This is a genomic window from Streptomyces sp. NPDC096310 (assembly GCF_044763125.1).
Classification (GTDB): domain Bacteria; phylum Actinomycetota; class Actinomycetes; order Streptomycetales; family Streptomycetaceae; genus Streptomyces.
In genome coordinates this window covers 88,664-106,300 of the sequence record NZ_JBIWFO010000023.1, presented here as the reverse complement: position 1 = coordinate 106,300, position 17,637 = coordinate 88,664, and the positions used below count along the sequence as shown (strand labels likewise).

The 17,637-nt window shown below is 71.5% G+C and carries 14 protein-coding genes and 1 pseudogene; 10 read left to right on the top strand and 5 right to left on the bottom strand.

The window, feature by feature from the left end; genetic code table 11:
* Positions 1-54: 54 nt before the first annotated feature.
* On the bottom strand, positions 55-768 hold the full coding sequence (locus tag ACIQ7D_RS30740) for a TetR/AcrR family transcriptional regulator C-terminal domain-containing protein (RefSeq protein WP_403943170.1): 714 nt from the start codon (positions 766-768) through the stop codon (positions 55-57).
* A 177-nt stretch (positions 769-945) separates the two neighbouring features.
* Between ACIQ7D_RS30740 and ACIQ7D_RS30735 the strand changes: the two genes are divergently transcribed.
* Positions 946-1,500, top strand: a complete 555-nt coding sequence (locus ACIQ7D_RS30735; RefSeq protein WP_403943168.1) for an ester cyclase — start codon at positions 946-948, stop codon at positions 1,498-1,500.
* A gap of 23 nt (positions 1,501-1,523) precedes the next feature.
* The gene (locus tag ACIQ7D_RS30730) at positions 1,524-2,318 is read left to right on the top strand and encodes an MBL fold metallo-hydrolase (RefSeq protein ID WP_403943165.1); all 795 of its coding nucleotides are present in this window, start codon (positions 1,524-1,526) and stop codon (positions 2,316-2,318) included.
* Positions 2,319-2,361: 43 nt separating this feature from the next.
* On the opposite strand, the gene ACIQ7D_RS30725 is transcribed toward ACIQ7D_RS30730, so the two are convergent.
* Positions 2,362-4,074, bottom strand: coding sequence for an RICIN domain-containing protein (locus ACIQ7D_RS30725; protein ID WP_403943162.1), 1,713 nt, complete (start codon positions 4,072-4,074; stop codon positions 2,362-2,364).
* Between the two features lie 336 nt (positions 4,075-4,410).
* Positions 4,411-5,396: pseudogene (locus tag ACIQ7D_RS30720) on the bottom strand (helix-turn-helix domain-containing protein).
* A 274-nt stretch (positions 5,397-5,670) separates the two neighbouring features.
* Between ACIQ7D_RS30720 and ACIQ7D_RS30715 the strand changes: the two are divergent.
* From ACIQ7D_RS30715 to ACIQ7D_RS30705, 3 genes are all read left to right on the top strand, one after another.
* The gene (locus ACIQ7D_RS30715) at positions 5,671-6,138 is read left to right on the top strand and encodes a hypothetical protein (RefSeq protein ID WP_403943160.1); all 468 of its coding nucleotides are present in this window, start codon (positions 5,671-5,673) and stop codon (positions 6,136-6,138) included.
* A 106-nt stretch (positions 6,139-6,244) separates the two neighbouring features.
* Positions 6,245-6,631, top strand: coding sequence for a peptidase inhibitor family I36 protein (locus ACIQ7D_RS30710; RefSeq protein ID WP_403943157.1), 387 nt, complete (start codon positions 6,245-6,247; stop codon positions 6,629-6,631).
* A 44-nt stretch (positions 6,632-6,675) separates the two neighbouring features.
* The gene (locus ACIQ7D_RS30705) at positions 6,676-7,827 is read left to right on the top strand and encodes a hypothetical protein (RefSeq protein WP_403943156.1); all 1,152 of its coding nucleotides are present in this window, start codon (positions 6,676-6,678) and stop codon (positions 7,825-7,827) included.
* 61 nt (positions 7,828-7,888) lie between these two features.
* Here the strand turns inward: ACIQ7D_RS30705 and ACIQ7D_RS30700 are convergent, their stop codons facing one another.
* Both ACIQ7D_RS30700 and ACIQ7D_RS30695 read right to left on the bottom strand, forming a co-directional pair.
* Positions 7,889-8,863 (bottom strand): adhesin, encoded by a 975-nt coding sequence (locus ACIQ7D_RS30700; protein ID WP_403943153.1) that lies wholly within the window; start codon positions 8,861-8,863, stop codon positions 7,889-7,891.
* Between the two features lie 346 nt (positions 8,864-9,209).
* Positions 9,210-10,208: a hypothetical protein gene (locus ACIQ7D_RS30695; protein WP_403943151.1), complete on the bottom strand. Its 999-nt coding sequence runs from the start codon at positions 10,206-10,208 to the stop codon at positions 9,210-9,212.
* A 119-nt stretch (positions 10,209-10,327) separates the two neighbouring features.
* On the opposite strand from ACIQ7D_RS30695, the gene ACIQ7D_RS30690 reads away from it, so the two are divergent.
* From ACIQ7D_RS30690 to ACIQ7D_RS30670, 5 genes are all read left to right on the top strand, one after another.
* Positions 10,328-11,542, top strand: a complete 1,215-nt coding sequence (locus ACIQ7D_RS30690; RefSeq protein WP_403943217.1) for a CapA family protein — start codon at positions 10,328-10,330, stop codon at positions 11,540-11,542.
* Positions 11,543-11,850: 308 nt separating this feature from the next.
* Positions 11,851-14,184, top strand: coding sequence for a HAMP domain-containing protein (locus ACIQ7D_RS30685; protein ID WP_403943150.1), 2,334 nt, complete (start codon positions 11,851-11,853; stop codon positions 14,182-14,184).
* Between the two features lie 6 nt (positions 14,185-14,190).
* Positions 14,191-16,026 (top strand): poly-gamma-glutamate synthase PgsB, encoded by a 1,836-nt coding sequence (pgsB, locus tag ACIQ7D_RS30680; protein WP_403943149.1) that lies wholly within the window; start codon positions 14,191-14,193, stop codon positions 16,024-16,026.
* Positions 16,023-16,505 (top strand): poly-gamma-glutamate biosynthesis protein PgsC/CapC, encoded by a 483-nt coding sequence (locus ACIQ7D_RS30675; RefSeq protein WP_382886346.1) that lies wholly within the window; start codon positions 16,023-16,025, stop codon positions 16,503-16,505. The genes pgsB and ACIQ7D_RS30675 overlap by 4 nt, the downstream gene beginning before the upstream one ends.
* Before the next feature lie 28 nt (positions 16,506-16,533).
* Positions 16,534-17,610: a C40 family peptidase gene (locus ACIQ7D_RS30670; protein WP_403943147.1), complete on the top strand. Its 1,077-nt coding sequence runs from the start codon at positions 16,534-16,536 to the stop codon at positions 17,608-17,610.
* Positions 17,611-17,637: the final 27 nt, after the last annotated feature.

The following is a 17,637-nucleotide window of genomic DNA, read 5'->3' as shown; positions in this document are numbered from 1 at the left end:
CCGGCGGACGCGCCGCTCGGGGAGATCCCGGGGTGTCTGGTCCGTGGCCTGGGGTCAGCGCGCGGGAGCGCGGCGGGGGTCCCCGGGCGGCGGGCCGCCGTCGTACGGGACGCCCGCCCGGGTCGCCAGTCCGGCGATCAGCATCTCGATGCCGTAGTGGAACTCCACCTCGTGGTCGCTGACGGCCAGGTGGGGCGCGGTGGCGGCGAGGAGCGGGTCCCCCGTCGCCGTGATCTCGTCGATCCGCTGCCGCACCTGATCGGGGCCGACCATGCCCACCGTGATGGCGGAGCCCAGTTCCCGCATGATCGTGCCGACGATGAAGGCGACGTAGCCGCGCAGCGCGTGGACCTGTTCCTCCGGCGACAGGCCGAGTTCGGCGAGGCCGCTGAGTGCGGAGCGGATGGATTCCAGGGACGCCGGTGACCGCGTAGGACGTACGCAGACCAGCGGGAACGCCTTGGGGTGGCGCTGGGCGGCGGCCCGGAAGGCGACGGCGTGGGCCCGGATACGGTCCTGCCAGGTGCCCGCGTCCGCTCCGGAGAAGTCGATCCGGGCGAGCAGCAGATCCGCCACGCCGTCGAGGATCGCCTCCTTGTTGGGGACGTGGTTGTAGAGCGACATCGCCTCGACGTCCAGTTCGGTGGCGAGCCGCCGCAGCGAGAAGGAGTCGTGCCCGTCGCGGTCGATCACCTTGAGCGCCGCGGCGATCACTTTCTCCCGAGTCAGCCCGAGGCGTCTGCCCCGGCCGGTTCCTCGGACACTCATCGGGTGCGGCCTCCTGTGCTCGGGGCGTGACGCGGCGACCGTATCGGCGCCCCTTGACATCACTTACAGCGCAAGTCTAGCGTCGCCAGAGACATATACCATAAGTGTGTTCGGTCGGCGAAGACCGCCGCCGGAACCCCGGGGGCCTCGCGCCCGGCCGAACGGACAGGACATCCCTTGCTCACCGACGAGATCCGCGCGGCCCGCCAGAAGCTCGTCCTCGACCACTTCCGGGACGAGGTCCGCCAGGAGTGGGACGACGTGCTGTCGACGTTCCCGCACCCGCACTACGAGCTGATCCCCACCCTCCAGGTCCACGACGGCGACGGGGCCGTACGCGGCTACTACCACGACACCCGCGTCGCCTTCCCCGACCAGGACCACGAGATCATCGCCTTCCGCCACAGCGAGGACGCCGTGATCACCGAGTTCTGGCTGCTCGGCACCCACCTCGGCCCGCTCGGCGCGATACCGGCGACCGGCAGCCGCTTCCGGGTGCGCATGACCGCGTACTTCCTCTTCGACGCCGACGAGAACCTGGTGTGCGAACGGGTCTACTTCGACTCCCTGACCATGCTCAAGCAGCTCATCGGCGGCCTGAACCTGCGGAACCCCAGGAACTGGCTGCTGGCGGCCCGCTGTCTCAAGGGCCTGCTCTCCATGGCCGGTGACGAGCCCCACCCCTCGCTCGTCCACACCACGCCCCCCGCGTTCGCCGCCCGAGGTCTCTGAGACCGACGCCACCGGGGAGCCCCATGAAGGTCCACCATCTCAACTGCGGCACGATGCTCCTGCCGACCGCGCACCTGGTCTGCCATGTCCTCCTCGTCGAGACGGCGGGCGGGCTCGTCCTCGTCGACTCCGGTCTCGGCCTGGCGGACGTCGCGGATCCCCGGCGCTTCGGTCCGTCCCGCCATGTCGTCCGGCCCGTCCTGCGGGCCGAGGAGACCGCCGCCCGCCAGGTCGAACGGCTCGGCCTCGCGCGGGAGGACGTACGGCATATCGTCCTGACCCACGCCGACGCGGACCACATCGGAGGTCTCGCCGACTTCCCGCACGCCCAGGTCCACCTCACGGCGGCGGAGGTGCTCGGGTCCATGGCCGCCCCGTCCCGGCGGGAGAGGATCCGCTACCGGCCGGCCCAGTGGGCGCATGGTCCCCGCATCGTGGAGCACGGCCCGGGCGGCGAGACATGGCGGGGATTCGCCGCGGCGAGGGAGCTGGACGCCGTCGCCCCCGGGATCGTCCTCCTCCCCCTCCCCGGCCACACCCGCGGACACGCGTGCGTCGCCGTCGACACCGGCACCCGCTGGCTGCTGCACGCCGGGGACGCCTTCTACCACCGCGGCACGCTCGACGGCCGTACGCCCGTCCCCGCCGCCCTGCGGGCCATGGAGACCCTCATCGCCCAGGACCGGAAGCGAGTCGGGGAGAACCACGCCCGCCTGGCCGAGCTGTACCGCGCCGGGGACCCCGGACTCGCGGTCTTCTCCGCCCACGACCCGGTCCTGTACGAGAAGGTCCGCGCGGAGACCGGGGCCCGGGCGTGACGTCCCCTCGGTGCGACGTCCCCCGGTGACGGCCCGTCCGGTGTCAGGGGCGCTCCGCGAGCCGGATCCCGGTCATCGGGTCCGGCAGGTTGGGGCGCGGGGCCGACGGGGACGGGTCCGTGACGGGGTGGGTGGCGGAGGCCGGGGGTGGTTCGGTGATGGGGCGGGAGTCCGAGGTCGTCGCGACCCGGTCGGTCAGCCAGCGCTGGTCCGGGGAGCCGTCGCGGGGGCGCACCACCACATCGGCGTCCGCTTCCCGGGACACGGGGGCCACCGCGAGGTCGTCCTGCCAGCGGGGGATCAGGTCGCCCCGCACCGTCAGGTCGTACCGTACGTCGGCGGCTCGGGCCGGGCGGGTGGCGCAGCGGCCGAGGACGGCGACGCCGTCGACACCGTGGGAGTTCAGGCACAGTCCGGGCTCGGCCGCGCTGCGCAGGAGGCCGTCCTCCTCGTACGACCACCGCTGGGTGCCGGCCGAGGAGCAGGCCGCCATGGTGGTCGCCGCGCCGCGCCGGGGCCGCGGGTCGCGGATGTCCAGGCAGAGGCCGGCCCCGGCGTTGCGCAGCCGGATGTCCTGGGGGCCGGTGGCCATGCCGGAGGGGTCGGGCGGGGCCTGGCCGTCCCCGCCCGCCGAGCCGGAGTGCGCGGGGTAGGGGGCGGACGCGCTGCTGGACGCGGCGGAGCCGTAGTCGTCGTGGCCGTGCCGCGCGGGCCACAGGCTGACGGCGAGGACGGTCGCGAGCAGCACCGCGGAACCGGCCCCCAGACCGGCGAAGAGCACCCGGGAGGGGGCCGGCGACAGGGAGGAGACCCGGTTCAGCGCGGTGAGCGCGGGCAGCAGCCGCTGCCGGCCCGGCGCCGAGTGGCGGCCGGCGGGACGCGGGGCGGCGCCGTCGCGGGAGCCGGCCGTACGGGCGCGGGCCCGCAGGTCGAGATAGCGGCGGGCACCCCAGCCCAGTACGGCCTCGGCGAGCAGGACGTCCAGCTTGCCGTGGAAAAGGCCGAGTTGGTCGGCGGCGTCCCGGCAGTGCGCGCACTCGGCGAGATGGTTCCGTACGTCGGGGAGCAGGGTGCCGCCCCGGCGAATGGGGACATCGAGCAGACGGTTGTAATACCGGCATTCCGGCTTCGGGGCGATTTCGATGTGCGCCCGCAGGCAGCCTCTCCGGAATTCCTCGCGCGCCTGTTCCAGTTCGACGAGTGCCGTATCGGTATCGAGGGCGAGCAATGCCGCCGGTACGGATATGGGCTCGGCCTCGACCTCGGTGTGCCAGAGCAGGCACTGCGCGGTTCCCGACATCGCCCGAAAAGAGCGAACGGCGAGCTTCCTGCGGTCGGCCCCGCGCGCCTTCGCCGCCCGCGTCCCGCGCTCCACCACGGGTCTCCGCAGTTCGGGAAGGACGTCCTTGACGGGCTCGGCGGCCGACCACGACCCCACCAGATCCCGTACGGTGACGAGGAGTTGGGGTCTGAGCGCGGCGCCGGGGCGGGCCCGGCCGAGGGCGTCGAGCACCTGGTGGAAGGTCGCGGCGGCGACCACCGACGCGCTCTTCGCCGGGGAGGCGAGGCAGACCGCCGCGTAGTCGTGGACCGCTTCCCAGTGCCGCGCCATCAGCAGCGCCACGGGGTAGCCGTCCCCGGCGCCCGCCCCTGCCCTGAGGGTGGTGAGCAGGCGTGCGTCGGAATCCTCGGGGCCGGGGGCCGGCGGGGCGGAACGGGGCGGGTAGGCAGGGCGTGGGGGGTGAGGGGTGTGCACCGTGACACTTCCTTCCAGGGCGCAATGGGACGCGCAGAAGTTCTGGCCTGAAAAGCAGACCCTCTACTGGTACATACCTTTTCGGCGGGGCGCTGCGGGACCGCATGGTCGGCGGCCCGCGATTTCGCACGAGGGAGCAGAAAAGCGGCCATTGACCGTGCACGAGGAAGTTCACCATTCCACAAGTGACTCGGCGGAAACAAGGCGCGTGGCAGGCGACTGTTTTGAAAGAAAGTCAATTCCTGCACGGAAAAGGCGCCTTCACCCCGAACGTGCATGACGAACCGTCGGCTTCTCCGGCCGGCTGTTCCGCTGTGACGGGTCGGTTGCCGGAGGTCAGCCTCCCGTCCGCGCCGTGGAGTGGGCGGCGCGGTGGCGGTAGTCCTTGGGAGGGACACCGTAGGCCCTGCGGAAGGCGCGGCTGAAGTCGGTGGGATGGGTGAATCCCCAGCAGGCGGCGATGGAGTGGATGGGTACCTCGCGCAGCGCGGGGTCGGCGAGGTTGTGGCGGGCGCGTTCCAGACGCTGCCGCCGTATCCAGGAGGCGACGGTGGTGCCTTCGTCCTGGAAGAGACGGTGCAGATAGCTGAGGGAGATGTGGTGGGCGTCGGCGATCGAGGGCGGGGTGAGTTCGGGATCGCGCAGGTGCTGCTGGATGAACGCCTGGATGAGCAGGGGCAGCGTTCGCCCGTGGGCCTCCGGCGTCAGGGACCTTTCGGTGGCGAGGGTGTGGGCGAAGAGCGCGGCGACCAGGTCGGTCAGAACCGTCCCCAGACGGGGTCCGTCGTCCGGGGTGTACTGGTCGGTGCTGCGGGTCAGTTGGGTGAGGAACTGGGCCAGCAGCGCGCCCACCCCTTCCTTCGCCGACATCCGCCGCCCGATCGCCTGATCGGCCCGGCCCCTCGGCAGGGGCATCCGTGCCTTGGGAAACTCGACCCCACGATCCCGGTCGCCTCCTGGCCGGTCCACGTCTCGGACGGCCGCGACGAGTCGTTCGAATGGAACTCGTACGCGTCGCAGACCGCCTCCTGCCGGCCCAGGGTGAGCCTCCCTCTGCCTTTCAGGACGAGGGTGAGCTGGTAGACCTCGGGGTCGGACTGCCTGATCAGCTTCGGTGTCCGCCGGAAGACCAGCGGCTGGAACTCCCCCGGCCATACCGACACCGCACCGAGCCCGATCAGGCGCTGGTGCACCCGGAAGTCGGCCGCGTGCTCGCTGCGCAGTTCCATCGGGGCGTACGCCCGGCTCATGAGGTCCCGATAGCGCGCGAACCGGTCCTCCGCGGGCACGTCCTCACTCCGGAACACCGTCTCGACCAGCATGCGCCCCACCGTCTCTCATCGAGTCCCCGACCGGCTTGCCACTGCTCCTCCACTCTCCTCCCCTCGGGACCGGCGCTTCAACAGGAATCCCATCGGGCGGAACACGGGTGGGGACGGCGCCACCGGGGACGACGGTAGACGCACCGTCAAGGCGTAGCGACTCTCCGACAACGACTTCCCGTCGGCGCCCCGGCAACATCGGGTCCGTCACCATCACGGGCCTCCGGAATGCGCCGGGGGCTCAACGGAGAAAGTCTGTTTCCAGGGGGGAAACATGCGAGTAACGCAGATGGCCGCAGGACTGACAGCCGCCGTCACCGCTGTTGTCGGGCTGAACATCGCGACCGCCGGTACGGCAGCGGCCGCGGAGGGAAGCTGGCGTCCCTACGGCAACACGAATCCGATCACCTCCAGCTCCAGCCTGTGGCGTTGCGCCACCACCGAACGCATCGCGACGGATGTGCTCGCGCAGGTCTGCGCGGTCAGGGCGTCCGGTGGGAACGGGACCGGCGCGCAGGCGGCGGTGATCGTCCGCAACAACCGCTCCGTCCTCTACCGCACGTCGGCGGAGGCGACCCTGTGGAAGGGCCTTGAACGCCTGGGCGTCTGGGAATGCGCGTCGTCGGGGGTCGGGGCGAACTCCTGGTCCGTGTGCTTCGGACGGACCCTCACCCAGAGCGGAGCGGTGGACGCGACGGGGTACGTCGGAGGGACGTACCTCGGCCTTTCACCGACCGTCTGATCGAGCAAGCCGTACATCCGTCCGCCCCCGGCTCCAGCGGTCCGGGGGCGGACACCGGCAGGGCACCGCCTTTCGAAAGCCACATCTCTTCCTTGGGGGAATCCACGTGAAGTGGAAGACGATCGCCGCCTTCGCATCGACACTGTTCTGCGTGGCGGGAGGAATGCTGGCGACGGCCGCACCGGCCGCCGCGGACGGCCCGTGCCCGGCGAACCGGATCTGCATCTACGACGAGATCAACTTCCGCGGCAACCGGATACTCAGTGGCAGCACCAACGCGTGTTTCTCTCCGCAGGACTTCGCCTTCACCTTCGGGACGATCGTCTCCTACGACAACAACCTGCCGGTGAACGCGACGGTCTGGGGCATCTACATCGACGGCTACCACGCGGACCGCACGCTGGTCTCCGGAGGATTCAGCAGCAATATCGGCATCGCGAACCTGGGGGGCTACCCGCTGGACAAGGTGTGCATGGGCGCCGCGCGTCCCTGAGTCCGGCCCGTTCCCGACCCTGATTCCCGCCGCACGACCGCCCGATGGGCGCCGAGAAGAGCAGGGGCACCGCGCGCATGATCACCTCCATGGCGAATGTCGTCCGCAGCACCCTCGCGACCGTCTCGACGGTGGCGCTGGTGCTGGTGCTCCTCGTGTCCGCTCCTCCCGAAGCGGCCGGCGCCGGCAGCGGCGGTGCGGAGGCCGCCGCCGGCACGACCCGTCTCACCCTCGCGACCGACACCGCCATTCCCCGGGGCGCCACGGTCGATCTGCTCCGGCGGACGATGACGCTGGCCGCCGGGGAGAAACGGCACCTGCGCGGCCGGCTGGAAGCCACCAGTACGACGACCGGGATCGTCGGGCTGACCCAGCGCGTCAGGTGCCTGAACGCGGCGGGAGCCACCGTGCCCGTCGTCGCGGCGTCGGCCCGCAACCACGAAGGCAGCGACACCACCACGTACGCGATCCCGGGCCATCTGCCCCTCTACGCGGACCTGCTCCTCACCGCGCCCGTGGCGGGCCGCTACACCTGTGTGCTCCAGGGCAGCGCCTACTCGACCCTGCCGGGCACCTACCACCTGACGGCGGTCGCGGGCAGTACCTGGCTGGAGGCCGACGAAACCGATCGGCCCGGCGCGCACTGGTGGCAGAACCCCGCCTGTGAGAGCGCCGACCCGGACGCCTCCTGCACCTATGTCGGGAGCGGCCCGGCCCGCCGGGAAGCCTGGGTCTTCTACGACGACGGCACACCGGTCCACCAGTGGCGGGCCCACCCGGACGCGGCCACCGTCTCGGCCCGGGCCAATGTCGAACTGACCACGTGCTACCGGGGAACCGCCTCCTGCGCCGACGCGATGGAGGCATACCCCCGTGGCGAGAACGCGGTCGTGGACACCCGCCTGGAGTTCATCCAGCTCGACACGACGGGGCACGCCTGCCGCACGCACAGCGCGTCCGCCCGCCGGACCGTCACCGACGACGCCCATCACGCCGTCGGCTACTCCGCGCTCTCCGGCATCCCGGTCGACCCCGCCTGCGGCACCCGGACGTTCCTCCTGCGGGTGTACGTGAAACACGTGTCAGGGCAGACGGTCAAGATCGACGGAGTGCAGAGCGGGCTCACGTCCCTCACCAACGGCATCGCGTTCAACGACCTGGCGGGGCCCGTATCCCGGGCGTCCGCGCACACGTGACGCGCGCACACGTGACCCGCGCACACATGGCCTACGCACACGTGCCCCGCCCACACATGGCCTACGCGCAGGTGACCTTCATCTGCGCCGCCGCGTGGTGCGCGCCGAAGCGCTCCTGGCTGCCCCAGTCCTGGCCCCGGTCGACCAGCCGTACGGAGAACGTCTTCCCCTTGACCGGGTAGCTGCCCACCGGGACCAGGCTGCCGCGGTGCGCTGTCTGGCGTACGCCGAAGGCCTTGTAGCCGGAGGTGCCGTCCGCCGGATCGGCGAGCACCTGGTAGACGGTGGGATCGCCCGCCGCGTCGGCATCGTGGCCGCTGTCCGGCACGTACACGGCGAGGGCGCACTTCTCGTACGACGCGTCGAGCTTCCAGGACCAGACGGCGCTGGAGCCCCGGTCGATGTTCGGGCTGCCGGACATCGGCACGGCGGAGAACCGCCCGTCGCACGTGTCCCCCTTGTAGCCACCCTTGGTGACGGTGTACCAGGCGGCCTTGCCGTTCTCGAAGCGGCCGTGCTCGCGGTACGTGCCGGTCGTGCAGCCGGGCCCGGCCCACTCCCCGGCGCCGGGGCCGTGGCCGGGGGCCGCGCCGGAGCCGGAGGGCGAGGGTGCGGCCGTGGTCGCGGACGGTCCGGGTCCGGGGAGCGCGCCGCCCGCCTCGCCCGCGCCCGAACCGTCGCCCGTGCCCGTACCGTCGCCCGCGCCGTCGCCGGGGCCGGTGCTCGGGGTGACCGTGCCGCCCAGTCCCGGCAGTTCGGGGGAGCCGATCCGCGGCGGCTGCCCGGCGCCGGTGGCATCACGCCCGGCGTCGCCCCCGCCCCCCGTACCGGCGACCACGGCGGCCGCCGCACCGAGGCAGCCGAGGGCCACCACCGCCACGGTGATCAGCAGACGTTTGCGCGCGGGCGGGCCGGAGGAGCCGGCGGACGGGCCGCCCGGGTCCGGTCCGGCGCCCGGCATCATCGTCCTGGAGACCCAGAGGTCCTCCTCCAGCGGCGGCGGCTCGTACGCCAGGAACACCTCCCGCTCGTCCACCGCGCCCGGCCCATCGGGGCCGTCCTGCCCGCCGGGGCCGCCTGGGCCGCCTGGGCCGTTCGGTCCTCCAGGTCCACCAGGTCCACCGGGTCCACCGGGTCCACCGGGTCCACCGGACTCGCCCCGTCCACCGGGGCCGCCCGGCGCGTCCACCGTGCCCGGTCCGTCCTGTCCGTCCCAGAACTCCTCGGCGACCGTGCCGCATACGGGACATCTCATGCCCGGCAGCGAGACTCCTTGGCCGTTCCCGCACCGTTCACACCTCATGCCGCCTCACTATGGAGGATCACGGACCGCTCCGGCAGCAGAAGACCACGATTGGTCTGCCCGTTTCCCGCCACCGGGCTCAGGCCCACTGGCGCACCGCCGCCGCCATCGCCTCGATCGCGTCACGCATCCGGGAGGGGTCCGTACGGACCGTGCGGCTGGTCTCCACATGGAGGAACGGGACGTCCTTCTCGGCTGCGAGGACGCCCTGCTTGTTCTTGCGGCCCGCCAGCGGGCACGTCGCGGACCAGGCGCGGCAGACCCGGAAGCCGTCGTCGGTCAGGGCGCGGGCCAGCGCGACGGCCTGCGGGCGGGCCGTCTCGCCCGCGCCCGTGGAGACGACCAGGTCGTGGTCGGGGGCGCTGTTGTCGGCGAATCCGTGCACCTGGATCCCGGGCAGCCGGCGGGCGACCAGCTCCGCGCAGACGGCGTGGAAGACCGTGTCGCGGCGGTGCGCCACATCGGCGGCCTTGCCCTCGCCCGCCGTACGGTGCGTCCCGGCCATCACCAGCACGCCGCCCGGCGCGGAGCGCAGGATGCCGACGCCGAGCAGGTCGCTGTACGCGTCCGCGACGGGGTGCGGCACCTGGACGGAGAAGTGGACCGGGTCGTCGAGGGCCACGTACACGCGCCCCCAGCCGCGCATGTTCTCGCCCGCCCGGTCCGCGATCTCCGCGTACCGGCGGCCCGGCGCGTCGGACGCGGCGCTCGCTTCGGACGCGACACCGGCATCGGACGCGGCGGAACCGGCCGTGGCCGGCGTCCGTACCGAGTCGCGCAGGATCCGTACGCCGAAGTCGACCTCCGCCAGCCTGCGTTCGGCCTCCTCGTGCTTGCCGTCCACGTACAGCGCGACGCCCTCGGCGAGGATGTCGCGCTCGACGCGCTGGGGTGGCAGGTAGCGGGCGTCCGCCACCTTGACCGTGGCGAAGTCGGCTATCCGGCGTTCCAGGTCGACCTCGGTGGCGCCGTCGCCGTCTCCGGCGGGCGGCGAGGACGAGTCCGAGGACCCGCCCAGCAGGGGGGTGACGATCACCACAACCACCGCGATCAGGGCTGCGACCAGCAGGCTTGCCATGATTGTTATCTTCACGGTCGGAGATCGTGTCATATGCGGGTCAAAATACCGGTGTGAAGAGATCCCTCCCCCTGTCCCGCGCAGTGCCCCGCACGGCCCCGCGCACCACGCGTACCGCCCTGCGCGCGGCCGCGATCGTCGCCCTCGCCGCCACCGTCGCGGGTTGTTCCGCGTTCGGTTCCGGTGACGACGCGGGTGGGAGCGAGGGGGCGAAGGGCGGCGGTCCGTCGTTCACGGTGGCCGCGGCCGGTGACGTACTGATCCACCCGCCCCTGATCGACCAGGCGGCCAAGGACGCGAAGGCGGCGGGCGGCGACAGCAAGGCGCTGGACTTCGGCCCGCTGATGGCGGGCGTGCAGCCGGTGATCAGCAAGGCCGATCTGGCGATCTGTCACATGGAGCCGGTGATCGCCAAGAAGGGCGGCCCGTACGAGGGCTTCCCGAACTTCCAGATCCCGCCGGACATCACCACCACGCTCAAGGACATCGGTTACGACACCTGCTCGACGGCGTCGAACCACACGATCGACCACGGCCCCGCGGGGGTGAAGCGCACGCTGGACGCCCTCGACGCGGCCGGTCTGAAGCACACCGGTTCCGCCCGGACCCAGGCCGAGGCCGAGACGCCGCTGATCGTGGACGTCAAGGGCGTGAAGGTCGCGCAGATCTCCTTCGCCTTCGGCTTCGTCAAGCACGAGGTGCCCGCCGACAAGCCGTGGCTGGTCAACAAGACCTCCTTCAAGGCGATCGCCGCCGCCGAGCGCGCGGCGCGCAAGGCGGGCGCGGATGTCGTGATCCTCAGCATCCACTGGGGGCGCGAGCACCAGCCGGAGCCCAGCACCTCGCAGATGAAGCTCGCGAAGCGCATCGCCGAGAAGACTGGCATCAACCTGGTGATCGGCCACCACGCCCATGTCGTACAGCCGATGGAGAAGGTCGGCAACACCTGGTTCGCCTACGGTCTGGGCAACCAGGTCGCCCGGCACGAGGTGCCCAGCGGTACGTCCGAGGAGGGCGTCATCGGCTGGTTCACCTTTACCAAGCGGGGCGGTGAGTGGGATGTGAAGGCGCAGTACGTGCCCACGTTCGTGGACACCCCGCCCGACCCGGAGGACCACGAGGACCCCGACTCCCTGCCGGCGGGCGCGGTCACGGACTACCGGCTCCTCAGCCCGGCGCAGGCGGTCAAGGACGGCAAGGGCGCCGACGGGAAGAAGTACACGCAGGAGCAACTCGCCCGCTACCGGCTGGCCTTCGAACGTACACAAGGCACGATGCTGAACCGCGGCGCGGAGAAGGACGGGCTGACGCCCCTTCAGGCGCTGCCCGAGTGAGACCCGCGCTCCGGGCGGGGCGGCCGCGTTCCCGCCGTACGGACCCTGAATCGGTCCCGTTACCCACACGCACATCTCCTGTAACCCAGATCACACAGAAATTCGTTCGAGGTCGACACAACCATTCGCCTGTGTGACCGGTCCTCATATCGCGACGGGGGCTCGTACCGCGACGGGGGCAGTGCTGTCACGCCCCCGCCCGTCCCCCACCGCGCCCCACCGCAGGTCACGCGTCCACGCGCGACCTCGTCCCGCTCTGCCCGCATGCCCGCACGCACTGTTCTGACTGTTCTGAGAGAGGTACCCGCATGGCCGGTTCGTCGGCGAAGCGGCGGCACAAGGTCCGCAAACGGGCTGATATGTCGCTACTGGGCGGCATTCGTCCACCCATCGCGGCCCTCTCGGCCCTGCTCCTCGCACTGGCCGCCCTCACCGCACTCGGCCTCGGCAACCCGCAACGGGAGCCGCTGCCCGAGGCCGTACTCACCTCTCAGCAGCACTTCGCGGAGGACGGCGCCATCGCGCTGCGCGCCTCGCTGGACGAGTCCATCACGGACCTCAACCGGACGGCCGCCCTCTTCAACGCGGGCGACCCGGTCTCCGCGGACACCGTCCTCGACAAGCTCGGCAGCGTCTACCAGAAGTGGCGCGGCTCGGCGGTCGTCGAGATCAAGTCCGGCAAGCTGCTGGCCGCGCGCGGCGAGAACGTGCCGCTCCTCGCCATCGACCGCGACAAGCTCGCCGACGCCGACGGCCTCGCGCCCCGCATGGTCCGCCTCAAGAACGGCGAGACCCGGCTGCTCACCTTCGCGCTGCTCTCCTGGGAAGGTCAGCCGCAGCAGCTCCTCGTCACCTCCAACAGCCTGAAGTTCCCCGGTGTCAGCATCGGCAAGTTCCGGGTGATCGCCGTGGTCGACTCCGGCGGCCAGATCCTCAGCAGCGACGGCATCCCGGCGCCCGAGAAGATCCCCTCCGACACGGTCGAGGAGGAGGTCAAGGAGACCAAGAAGCAGCTCCGCTCCTTCGCCAAGCGCAGCGCCGAGAAGGCCGAGCAGAACCCGCTCAAGTCCAAGGAGCCCGGCTCCGGCGGCTTCCTCGGTGTCAGCGGGACGATGACGGGACCGCGGATCAGCGGTGAGCGGCCGGTCGCCGGTTACGCCTCGCTGGCCGCGCCCGAGGCGGGCGAGTCCACCGACGCGACCAGCCTCGGCCTCTCCGTCGTCTCCCTCGTGACCGTCCCCGAGAACACCAGCCGGGTGAACAGCCCGCTGTTCGGCCTGGTCTCGGCCGCCGCGCTGCTCCTCATCGGCGCGCTCGCCGTGACCCTGCTGCTCGGTACGGTCCAGCGCCCCCTGATCCGGCTGTTCCTGGAGAGCCGCCGCCTCACCCGCGGCGATCTGACCCGGCCCGTGACCGTGCCCCGCTTCGGCGAGACGCGCCGGCTCGGGCAGGCGCTGGACCGGCTGCGCCGCCAGCTCCTCGGCGAGACGCCCGAGGCCACCGCGGACGACGCGCCCGCGTCCGGGGGCGCCGGCGCCTCGAACGGCAAGGCACCGCGCCGACGCCGCGGCCGCCGTATCGGCACCCGCGCCCTGCTGGCCGCCGGCGGCATCCTGCTGCTCGTCTGGTCCGCCCCGATGATGCTGCTGCTCAACCGCGCGGGCGACTCCGTCGTCGTACCGCAGCAGATCGTCAACGACCAGCGCGAGCGCACCGACACCCTCGCCGACCGGGTGCGCCGCGCACTCAACGAGGGGCACGCCGACATCGTCTCCGTCGCCACCCTCATCGGTGACAGGACGGAGCCCGACGCGATGACCACCGTCCTCGAACGGACCATGCGCGAGCACCCGCGCTACGAGTCGATGTACGTCCTGTCCCCCGAGGGCAAGGTCCTGGCCAAGGCCGGCGAGACACCGAAGCACCCCGAGGGCCAGAAGCCCGGTGAGGCGCCCGTCGCCCTCCTCGACACGGACTCCAAGGAGCCGCGCATCGCCGGCTACGCCGAGCTGCCCGGCCGGGACGGCGCCGCCGTCGTCGGCGAGTTCCGCGTCGACTTCCTCAACTCGCTGCTGAAGCGGCCCGGCCTCGGCCAGGTCCGTATCGTCGACGCCGAGCGGCGCGTCCTCGGCTCCAACACCGGCTACCTGGCGTTCGAGAAGCTGCCGTCCAAGCGGCTCGACTCGTTCGTCGAGGGCACCAACCAGCAGGTCGGCCTGAGCGCCAAGCCCAGCAGCGTCCTCTACCGCACCGGGGGCGGCATCCAGATCGCCGCCGCCGCGCCCTTCGCGGGCGGCGGCGCGGCCAAGTCGCTCGGCTGGACGGTCGTGAGCTGGCAGCCCGCCTCCGCTCTCGCCATCCCCGAGTACAGCGCGCAGAACCGTACGGTCCTCGCCGGACTGCTCGGCGTCACGGCCGCCGCCGCCTGCCTGGGCTGGCTGCACATCATCGTCGTCCGTCCGCTGCGCGACCTGGCCGAGCAGGCCGAGACGCTGGCCGACGGCGACCGCCGCACCGTCCTCTACCCGCGCCACCACGACGAGGTCGGCGCCATCGCCCGCTCCCTGGAACTGCTGCGCCAGCAGCTCCAGGAGCAACGCAAGCGCGATGGCGCACCGTCCGCCCTCGCCGGAAGGAACTGACCGACCGTGCTCTTCCTCTACTTCGTGCTGCTCGTGTGCAGCGCGGTCCTGCTGATCGCGGGGCTCGTCGAACAGCGGCGGCACTTCACCAACCTGAACCGCATCCCCACCCGGGTGCTGGTCAACGGCATCCGCGGCAAGTCCTCCATCACCCGGCTGTGCGCGGGCGCGCTGCGCGGCGGCGACCTGGTCACCGTCGCCAAGACGACCGGCACCGCGGCGCGCTTCATCCACCCGGACGCCACCGAGGAGCCCGTCTACCGCAAGTTCGGCATCGCCAACGTGGTGGAGCAGATCGGGATCGTGCGGCGGGCCGCCGCGTACAACCCCGACGCGCTGGTGATCGAGTGCATGGCCGTGATGCCCGCGCTCCAGGAGATCAACCAGTCGAAGCTGATCCGCTCCACTATCGGTGTGCTGTGCAACGTCCGTGAGGACCACCTCGCCGAGATGGGCCCGACCCTGGACGACGTGGCGCGCTCGCTGTCGCGCTCCATGCCGGAGGACGGTATCTGCGTCACGGCGGAGAAGGATCGTTTCGCCATTCTTCAGGAGGAGGCGGACGCCCGTAACTGCGAGCTCATCTACGCGGACCCCGAGACCGTCTCCGACGAGGAGCTGCGCGGCTTCAGCTGGTTCACGTTCAAGGAGAACGTGGCCATCGCGCTGAAGGTCGCCGAGCTGATGGGCGTCGAGCGCGAGACCGCGCTCCAGGGCATGTACGACGCGCCGCCGGACCCGGGTGTCCTCTCCGTCGAGCGCTACCTCACGCCCGACGACAAGCGGCTGCGGTTCGCGAACGTCTTCGCGGCGAACGACCCCGAGTCGACCCTGATGAACATCAACCAGCTTCTGGACCTGGGCGCGATCTCGCGCCCGCTCAACGTGGTCATCAACTGCCGTCCCGACCGCGTCGAGCGCAACGGACAGATGGGCGAGATCATCCCCGACCTCCAGCCGGAGAAGGTCTTCGTCATCGGCCACCCGGCGAAGAGCGCCATCGACGCGATCCCCGCCGAGTGGCGGTCGCACGCGGTCGACCTCGGCGGCGACAAGCGCGATCCCGAGGAGTTCATGCGGGAGCTGCTGGGGATGCTCGGCCCGGAGTCCTCGCTCGTCGCGATCGGCAACATCCACGGCCAGGGCGAGCTGCTGCTGGAGCACCTGGCGGAGCTGCCGGCGGACGAGACCCCGGACCCGGAGGAGGGTGACGGAGGGACCGGCGGTACCGGTGGGACCAACGGGACCGGAGAGGTACGCACACCACCCGCCGCCGCGTCGGCCGCCTCCACCGCCGTCGCCCCCGCCGCCCCCGCCGCCCCGGTCGCCGCCGGCCCGCCGGAGCAGGGGTACGAGGACCGCCCGGCCGCCGGCGACACCGTCGCCGCCCCGGTCGTGGCCGCGCGGGGCAACGCCCCGGCCCCGCTCCTCGCGCTCCCGCCCGCGCCCGCCGACGTACAGCGGCACGGGCAGCAGACCCCGCCGCCCGCCGCGCAGCCCCGGCACGACGAGACCCTGGCGCTGCCCCGCTACGCCCCGCGCATCGACCCGTACCGCCCCTACCCCGAGGCGTACGAGCAGCGCTACCAGCAGCGGCCCGCGCGCGGCGCGTTCGAACCGGCCCAGATGCCGGGCGACCACGGCCACCAGGACCAGCACAGCCCGCAGGACCAGCACGGCCGGCCCGACCGCCCCACCTCCTCAGGCGAGTACCAGGAGCACCAGGAGCAGCAGGAGTACCCGGAGTACCAGGGGTACCCCGAGCACTCCGAGCTTTCCGAGCCCTCGGAGTACCCCTCGTCCCACCAGACCCCGCGGCAGAACCCAGGAGAACCCCGTTGATCCCCGCAGTCCTCACCCCCGAGATCGCCGCGATCGGCATCGGCCTGGGCCTGATGTTCTCCCTGATCTGCTACCTCACGACCAACCTCTCCCCCGGCGGCATGATCACCCCGGGCTGGCTGGCGCTGACCCTCGTCGAGGACCTCCAGCGCGCCGCCATGGTCGTCGGCGTGACCGTACTGACCTACGTCAGCACGCTGCTCGTCCAGCGCTTCGTGATCCTCTACGGGAAGCGCCTGTTCTCCGCTGTCGTCATGATCGGCGTGCTCCTCCAGGGGACCGTGATGATCGTGCTGTCGCTGGAGTTCCCCCTCATGTACGCCAACCAGACACTCGGCTTCATCGTCCCGGGTCTGATCGCGTACCAGCTCGTACGCCAGCCCAAGGGCGCGACCATCCTCGCCACCGGCACGGTCACGCTCACGGCCTACGTCGTCCTCACCGCCGGGATCCTGCTCGGCGCCCTGCCGTCAGCCTGACCTGCCCACCCACGGGAGCCGATTCGTCATGAGTGCCAAGTCCAAGAAGCGGGGCCGTCCGGTCCTGCACGCCACGACGGTCCTCGCGCTGCTGGCCGGCAGCGCCTATCTGACCGTAGAGCTCCGCAAGGACGAGCAGGCCAAGGCGCCCGCCGTCCAGGCGATCACCGACACCCCCGGCAAGCTGCGGAACGGGGCCGAGGCCGCGACCGGCGAACAGTCCTGGGAGCGGCTGAAGAACCCGGAGCGCTCGGTGCTGCGCGGCGAGGACGGCGGGATCCTCGCCACCTTCACCGACGGTGCGCGCACCGCGACGCTCACCGGCCCCAGCCGTACCTTCGACGAGCCGACCAACACCAAGTCCCGGGTGGTCACGGAGGACTGGGTGCGGCTGATGCCCGAGGCGTGGGCGGAGGGCGCCGAGAAGGAGAAGTGGTTCAAGGACTGGTTCAAGGAGTTCTTCGGCAGCGAGGAGGACGACATCTTCGCGTACGCCTTCCAGTACATCGAGGGCGCGCCGGTCAAGAAGGACGACGAGGGTGTCCCGTACGCGGGCGACGCCAACTTCGGTCCGGTCAACGAGAGCGTCGCCGGCGATCGCCTGGAGCAGTCCGACTTCTACGACTACCTCGGCATCCCGTACACCTTCCGCGACGGCACCGTCAAGGAGCCGCAGAAGGAGCGTTACCGCGCGATCGACTGCTCGGGCTTCATCCGGACGGTCTTCGGCTACCGCGCCCGCTACCCGCTGATGGTGACGGACAAGATCGGCGACGGTCTGCCGCGTACCGCCAACGGCATGACCCGCTCGGACGTCGGTGTGGACATCTACAAGCTGGGCGGCCCCGCGCCCTGGTACACGCGGCCGGAGTCCACCAGCAAGCTCCAGCCGGGCGACCTGGTGTTCTTCAAGATGGACCGGCGGACCAAGGACCGGATGGACCACGTCGGCCTGTACCTGGGCAACGACACCGAGGGCCACCAGATCTTCATCTCCAGCCGCAAAGAGGTCAACGGCCCGACGATGGGCGACCAGGGCGGCACCTCACGCCTGGACGGCAACGGCTTCTACGCGGCGCTGATGCGGGCCGCCAAGCGCCTCTGACGCACATCACCGCGAGCGCCCCGCCCC